The following is a 6,945-nucleotide window of genomic DNA, read 5'->3' on the forward strand; positions in this document are numbered from 1 at the left end:
ACGGGAAAGGAATGACATCTCAGGAAGAAACAAATACTATGTTCAAATACATTTTGTAAAAGGGAGTGCGATTCATGCGTGCGGTTATCATAAATGAATATGGTAGTAAAGATGTGTTAGTAGGGCAGGAGCTACCGAAACCGGAAATAAAAGCAAACCAAGTCCTTGTAGAGGTTTATGCAACTTCCATTAATCCAATTGATTGGAAGCTTCGTGCCGGTTATTTGAAGCATATGCTTGATTGGACATTCCCTATAATCCTTGGCTGGGATGTTGCTGGTAAGATAGTTGAAGTTGGAGAAGATGTGAAGAATTATCAGGTCGGGGATGAAGTTTTTGCACGTCCTGATACTACCCCTAAAGGTACATATGCGGAATTTACGACTGTAGATGAAGAGCTGCTTGCCAAAAAGCCTGGTAACTTGACATTTGAAGAAGCTGCCTCTGTTCCGTTAGCAGGGCTTACCGCTTGGCAGTGTTTAGTGGATAAAACAAAAGTTAAGCAAGGAGATAAAGTGCTCATACACGCTGGAGCTGGTGGTGTAGGAAGCTTGGCCATTCAAATGGCAAAACATTTAGGTGCCTATGTTGCAACAACAGCGAGTGAAAAAAATGAGGCTTATGTCAAAAAGCTAGGTGCTGATGAATTTATTAATTACCGTACACAACAATTTGACGAAGAATTAAGTGAATTTGATGTGGTGATAGATACAATGGGTGGCGATATTTTAAATAAAAGCTTCAAAATATTAAAACCTGGTGGCAGACTAGTAACGATTGCCGGACAACCTGATCCAGCATTGGCCGAGGAGCATCAAGTAACGGCAAGCTCCTATTGGTTAACCCCAAATGGTAAACAGTTAGGTGAATTAGGCGAATTACTTGAGAAAGGTATACTTAAGCCTCAAGTCGGCAGTGTATTTGGTTTTTCAGAAGAAGAATTACAAAAAGCACATGAGTTAAGTGAAACAAATCATGCCAAAGGGAAAATTGTCATCAAAGTTAAATAATCGGTGGACAGTCCCACTCTCTAACAGGTAGAAGGATGAACGAACTAATTTTTAAGGTGAAAAACGACGATAAGGTATTTAGTGTACAGTACAAGGTACGAATCAATAGAAAAATAATAGTTAACTATCGGGTGCGTTGATCCAAGAGAAGGATTAACGCATTTTTTGTGGAAGTTAGTAATCTAAAGGTGCAGGATAGATGAAAAAGGGAAAGTTTAGTTTTTAATAAGAATGAGGTAAAATTAGGTAAAAATCAGTTGGTGGTGAATAACGATTGGAACCTAAATGGTTAGAATGGGCAAAACAGCTTCAATCCATTGCACAGGCAGGGCTAACGTATTCTAAAGATGTTTATGATGTGGAAAGATTCGAATTAATTAGAGATATTAGTGTTGAGATTTTGACAAAGCATACAAATATGGACAATACAACTATAAAAGAACTGTTTGCAAATGAAACTGGGTATGCAACGCCAAAAGTTGATATTAGGGCTGTTGTATTCAGGGCTGATAAAATATTAATGGTGAGAGAAACAAATGATGGAGATTGGTCATTACCTGGAGGTTGGGGTGATATTGGATTAACTCCAAGTGAAGTTGCAGTCAAGGAAGTAAAAGAAGAATCAGGGTTTGATGTCAAAGCGATTAAATTAATAGCTGTACTCGACAAGAAATGCCATCCTCATCCACCTTCTCCATATCACGTTTATAAAATGTTTATCCAATGTGAAATCATTGGAGGGCACCCTAAAGAAAGCATTGAAACAGATGCAGTGGAATTTTTCGCTGAAAATGAACTACCACCATTATCGATAGCTAGAAATACGGAATCACAAATTCATCTAGCATTTAAACATTTGCATAATCCACAAGAACCTGTATATTTTGATTGATACTCCAAGTTGGACAACGAAAGAAGCAAGAGAATGCACGAAGAGTGAAGAATATTCTTTAATACAAGGAACTTATTTGAGGTGATTTTTTTATGAATGAGACGAAGAGTGCGAGATTTAATGGTAATAAATCTATAATGCTAATTCAAATCGTCACTACAATGATTGCTGTAATTTTATTTATGTACCTCATTATTTCGGATAATATGGTTGTTGCTCCATTCTTTTATATGTCACTTAGCCTATGCTTTTTTATAATTGGTTTTCGGCTGTATAAGAAAAATAGAATCATTGCTCAAAAAGTTGTTTTATATATTGTTGGTATTGTTTTATTTATCATTGCTCTTCAAGATTTATTCCAATAATGTACCTATTAAATAATGTAGATATCATTTTTTATTGCACCAGGTGCTGCGATGCAAGGTGGGCTAAGGCAACTTTTTGTTGAACTTTAGCTAACGTAGGAGATTAGTCTAGGAATGAGAGATAGATAAGTTACTAGGGGGAGATTTTATGGGGGAACAAGAAAAAATAAGGATTTTTGATGATAATAAGAACCTAATAGGAGTAGCTTCTCGGAGCGATGTACATAGGATTGGATACTGGCATGAAGTGTTTCATTGTTGGTTTATCAGTAATGAACAGGGAATTGATTATATCTATTTACAAATTCGTAGTAAAAATAAAAAAGATTATCCAAATTTATTAGATATTACTGCTGCAGGCCATTTATTAGCAGATGAAACAGTTGAGGATGGAGTAAGAGAAATTAAGGAAGAGATTGGAATAGATGTAGCTTTTAATGAATTAATAAAGTTAGGTGTACTTAATTATTGTGTTGTGCAAAAAGATTTAGTTGATAAAGAATTAGCAAATGTTTTTTTATATAAGACTGAAAATACCTTTGATGATTTCACTCTCCAAGTGGAGGAGGTTTCAGGGATAGTAAAAGCTAAATTTACCGACTTTTCTAAACTTTGGTTTGGTGAAAAAGATGAAATCGAAATCAGCGGATTTGAAATAACTGATGATGGAAAAAAGCAAATCATTAAAGAGAATGTAAGCAGGAATAAATTCGTTCCACATCAAGCTTCTTTTTATAAAGAAGTTATTCAAAAAATACACGAACATTTGGGATAACCGGATCATTGCTTTATTAACTGCGAGCGATTAATTTTTTTTGCTATTGCTTCTTCAATGTAGTGTAGTGCTTTAATAAATTAATGCTAATTCCTAAAAACACAAAATCGCCTATTTTTTTGTTTAAGATTAGGCGATTTTGTGTTTTTAATAGACTTAGGATTTTGTTGAAAATAAGCCTAATTTTTATTGCTAGATAAAAGTTGAGGTTCTTTTGATGGATTTTTCAAATAAAGATTATCCATTTTAATACCGCAAGCCCTAGCGTGGATTACCGGATCGTATATCTTTTTGTTTTTTAGAACTGTATAAATAAGAGCCGCTATTTTACCACAAAGATGACCAATGGCCTTTTTCTTATTCATTCCTTCGTTAACCTTTCGGTCATAATATACTTTGAATACGGTAGGGTGCTTTTGACCGTTTGCTAAAACGATTAAAGCTATTTGATATAGAACTCTCCTGGCATCTCGTACACCGCTGTAAGTTTGCCTTGTACCAGTTACAGATGTTCCTGATTGCTTATTTTCTGCTGAAACTCCAAGATATTTTTTGAACTCTTTATATGTCCTAAATCGTTCAATATCACCTATTACCCCAATTAATGTACAAGCTATATTTTCACTTATGAAGGGTAGGGACATAAGAATCTCAGTGTATGGATGTGGCTCAACACCCTTTTCTGGATTTCCCCATAGTAGTGTATTAATCTCTTGATCAATAAGTTTTATACTCTCTTCAAGCCGTAAGGCTTCTTCTATAACCCATTTTTGCCTTTCTACAAGATGTTCGGCGGGTACCGCAATCGTATTTGGCATAACTTTAGCCAAGGTATTTGCTGCTCTTTTTGCTACTCCCTTTGCTCCAGCTTTAATTAAAGTTTCATATATTTCTTCAACCGTAGCTTCTTTCATATGAAGCCCAGTAGGATACTGTAAGACTAATCTCATCACAGATGGGCTTGATAGACTTTTAAACGCCTTATTTAAATCTGGGTGAGTTACTTTTAAAAGTTGTTGCACCTGGTTTTTTCTGCGTGTCAACTGCACATTTAAATACCAACGATCACGCATTACTGTTCTAAACAAAGATTGGAGAACAGATTGCGGTCTAATAAGTGATACACCCTGCATATGCGGGTGTAACTGCTTATGCCATCCCATATATGACATTACTTTGGCATCCATTGAATCAGTCTTTTCAGAGATACCTAGGTTATTTTTGCGAAATTCACCAACAGCTCTATTCTCAACTTGAAACAGTTCATAGCCTTCGTTTAATAACAACTGTTGGACAAGGTAAGAATAGTGTCCTCCAGTTGGTTCTAATAGAATTAAAAAATCTTTTTTTGTAAGAGAAAATTGTTTTTCAATCTTCTCTAAAGCCTTTAAAAATTCAGCGATTCCAGCACTATCTGAGTTGAATTTCATTGTCTTCGTTCGTTTCCAGGCAATGCCTTTTGGATCTAAGAACGCATCAAATGGAATACAGGAAGCAACGTGAAAACTCGCTCCTATATCAATACCAACATAAAATTGATAAAACTTACGCTTAGTTTGGTGGTCATTTTGCGTGTCATTTCCATAACTAAATGGAGTAATGGTATCTTTCATCATTTCTCCTCCTAGATGCAGTATGACATATCTGACTATCCAAGTTTCTGTTAGAGCTTTATGCCCAGTGTAGTATGTCAGGATTATATCGCCAGATATTAAATCTCATGTTTAACACAAGAGTCTAGTTTCCTAGCTCCAACCAACGGTAGAGTTTCAACTGCTTAATATGATATTGTTTTTATAGATTACTCAATATAGTCTATTAACAAAAATTTATATACGACAAAAATCTATGAATTCCTCCTAAAGAAACAAAAAAATCCTGAAAAAATGACAGGATTTTATTAAATAATTATGTATTTAAGTGCAGTGCCACTAAAATAGTGGAGTGCCTCACACCAATATAAGAGGTCTAGAATTTTAGCCCCAACTCTAAAGGTAGAATCATTTAAAGGTCACTGCACAATTATATTTTACAGCACTTTTGGCAATAAAAAAACAATGTCCTCAAACTAACGGTAGAGTTCCACTAAATTAGTGATCCCACGTTTAAGTCAAAGGTACATTGATAATACAATTATAATTCATTAAAGAAATCATTCAAATATTTTTTGCTTAAAACTAAGTAAGTAAAGCACTTAGAGTCCCCAGTATGTAGTGTATTAAATGAGGTAATAAATCAGTTAAATTACTACAGAAACTAACGGTAGAGTTCCACTAAATTAGTGATCCCACGTTTAAGTCAAAGGTACATTGATAATACAATTATAATTCATTAAAGAAATCATTCAAATATTTTTTGCTTAAAACTAAGTAAGTAAAGCACTTAGAGTCCCCAGTATGTAGTGTATTAAATGAGGTAATAAATCAGTTAAATTACTACAGAAACTATAGGGTAGTTGATAAAATAAGGATTAACTATCTCTTTTGTTGGATTCCTTATTGAACAAACGGCGCAAATTAGTTGAAGAAAGATAATAATGAAATTTGAAGTAAGATAATTCAAAAAAGTCAATAAGTGAGGAATTACTTTCAACTATTGGGGTAGGTTAGTGGAGTAAGAAAAAATTATTGAAATATTGAAACGTAGCAGAAGACTAATTCGTCTATAAATATAAATCACTTCAAGTATTTGGAAGGGGTAATAGTGAAAAATACATTGAAATTTTGTATAACGTGGATTGTTGGTGTGATTATAGCAGTATTCATAATGAGTTTATGGAGAAATGAAGAGGTAGATTGGCAACTTTTGGTAAGTGTAATTGTAGTAGGTCTCTTAGGGGTACTTATTGTTTCAGGACTTAGAATGTATATTAAAAAAGCGAAAGATAAAGCCAATGAATAGTAGTTACTTCGTTTTTTACTATTGGGTGCGTTGATCCAAGAAGACTTAAGCACCTTTTTGTTGAATAAAACAGTATTGAACTGCTTTATATGGGGGGCTTTGATGTTAGTAAGGAAATTTTTAGGATTTATTATAACCACTCTTTTAACTGGATTACTGCTTAACCTATTTTTTGTAATATTTGATGGCTATGATAATTATAATTTCTTTGCTGCTCTTGGTGTTCTTCTTGTTGGTGTGGCTCCATTCATACTTCTTATTGGTTTACCAGTATCTGGATTATCTGATTATCTAACTAAGAATTTAAACGGCAAACAAAGAAAGAAAAAAACATTTTTAATTCATATTATTTTTGGTCTACTTATTGGTTTAATTCTTTCATTCTTTTTTGAACATTTATTTCTTATTGTAATAACTTTACTTGCTGCATTAATATTCTGGATAGTTGATGAAATATTGAGAAAGAAATTTAAGGGTAATAAATAAAAATTATTTAACAAATGGGTGCGGTAGTCCAAGAAGGAATATCGCCTATTTTTGTAGAAGTTTTTGTACTTAACGGTGCTGATTAAATTCCTGTGAAACAATAATTTTATGTTATATATGAGGGAGCATCCTATGAAAAGTCAAAAGATATTCTATTCTTTTATTTTAGCATTTTTATTATCTGCATGTAATCAACAAACCGTTGAAGACCCGGCAAATCCAAAAGTTAATAGCGAATTTGAACGTACAGCAGATATTAAAGGAATAATAGTAGAAGTTGATGAAGACAAAGCTCAACTGTTTATTAAGGGAAGTGGTTTTGGGCTGAATGATGGGGGAGAGGGAATTATTCAATTGGATACAAGGTATTATTCTTCTGCAAACTTTGAAAAAGAACAAAATGTTGAAATATGGGTTGATAATCAGGTGCAAGTGACAGAAGAACATAACCTCCCAATCATTAGTGATGTTGCAAAAATTAATTTTAATCCTAAAAAAGAATAATGATAGGGGCTT

8 protein-coding genes are annotated in these 6,945 nt (G+C 33.7%); 7 read left to right on the forward strand and 1 reads right to left on the reverse strand.

All coding sequences use genetic code 11. The features are described from left to right. Positions 1–74: 74 nt before the first annotated feature. From BTHG_RS00560 to BTHG_RS00575, 4 genes are all read left to right on the forward strand, one after another. Positions 75–1,010 (forward strand): NADP-dependent oxidoreductase, encoded by a 936-nt coding sequence (locus BTHG_RS00560; RefSeq protein ID WP_010280788.1) that lies wholly within the window; start codon positions 75–77, stop codon positions 1,008–1,010. A 274-nt stretch (positions 1,011–1,284) separates the two neighbouring features. Further along, positions 1,285–1,902, forward strand: coding sequence for an NUDIX hydrolase (locus BTHG_RS00565; RefSeq protein WP_010280791.1), 618 nt, complete (start codon positions 1,285–1,287; stop codon positions 1,900–1,902). 92 nt (positions 1,903–1,994) lie between these two features. Continuing rightward, complete coding sequence (locus BTHG_RS00570) at positions 1,995–2,267, forward strand: hypothetical protein (protein WP_010280793.1); 273 nt, start codon at positions 1,995–1,997, stop codon at positions 2,265–2,267. A gap of 148 nt (positions 2,268–2,415) precedes the next feature. Further along, complete coding sequence (locus BTHG_RS00575; protein ID WP_010280795.1) at positions 2,416–3,042, forward strand: NUDIX hydrolase; 627 nt, start codon at positions 2,416–2,418, stop codon at positions 3,040–3,042. Between the two features lie 179 nt (positions 3,043–3,221). Here the strand turns inward: BTHG_RS00575 and BTHG_RS23935 are convergent, their stop codons facing one another. After that, positions 3,222–4,655: an IS110 family transposase gene (locus BTHG_RS23935; RefSeq protein WP_010280800.1), complete on the reverse strand. Its 1,434-nt coding sequence runs from the start codon at positions 4,653–4,655 to the stop codon at positions 3,222–3,224. 1,153 nt (positions 4,656–5,808) lie between these two features. Between BTHG_RS23935 and BTHG_RS27550 the strand changes: the two genes are divergently transcribed. From BTHG_RS27550 to BTHG_RS00595, 3 genes are all read left to right on the forward strand, one after another. Further along, positions 5,809–5,943 (forward strand): hypothetical protein, encoded by a 135-nt coding sequence (locus BTHG_RS27550; RefSeq protein WP_269719472.1) that lies wholly within the window; start codon positions 5,809–5,811, stop codon positions 5,941–5,943. A gap of 102 nt (positions 5,944–6,045) precedes the next feature. After that, positions 6,046–6,429 carry a hypothetical protein gene (locus tag BTHG_RS00590; RefSeq protein WP_010280806.1) on the forward strand — a complete coding sequence of 128 codons (384 nt, stop codon included), beginning with the start codon at positions 6,046–6,048 and terminating at the stop codon, positions 6,427–6,429. Between the two features lie 132 nt (positions 6,430–6,561). After that, complete coding sequence (locus BTHG_RS00595; RefSeq protein ID WP_010280809.1) at positions 6,562–6,933, forward strand: hypothetical protein; 372 nt, start codon at positions 6,562–6,564, stop codon at positions 6,931–6,933. Positions 6,934–6,945 lie beyond the last annotated feature (12 nt).

This window comes from Bacillus timonensis (assembly GCF_000285535.1).
Classification (GTDB): Bacteria; Bacillota; Bacilli; order Bacillales; family Bacillaceae_L; genus Ferdinandcohnia; species Ferdinandcohnia timonensis.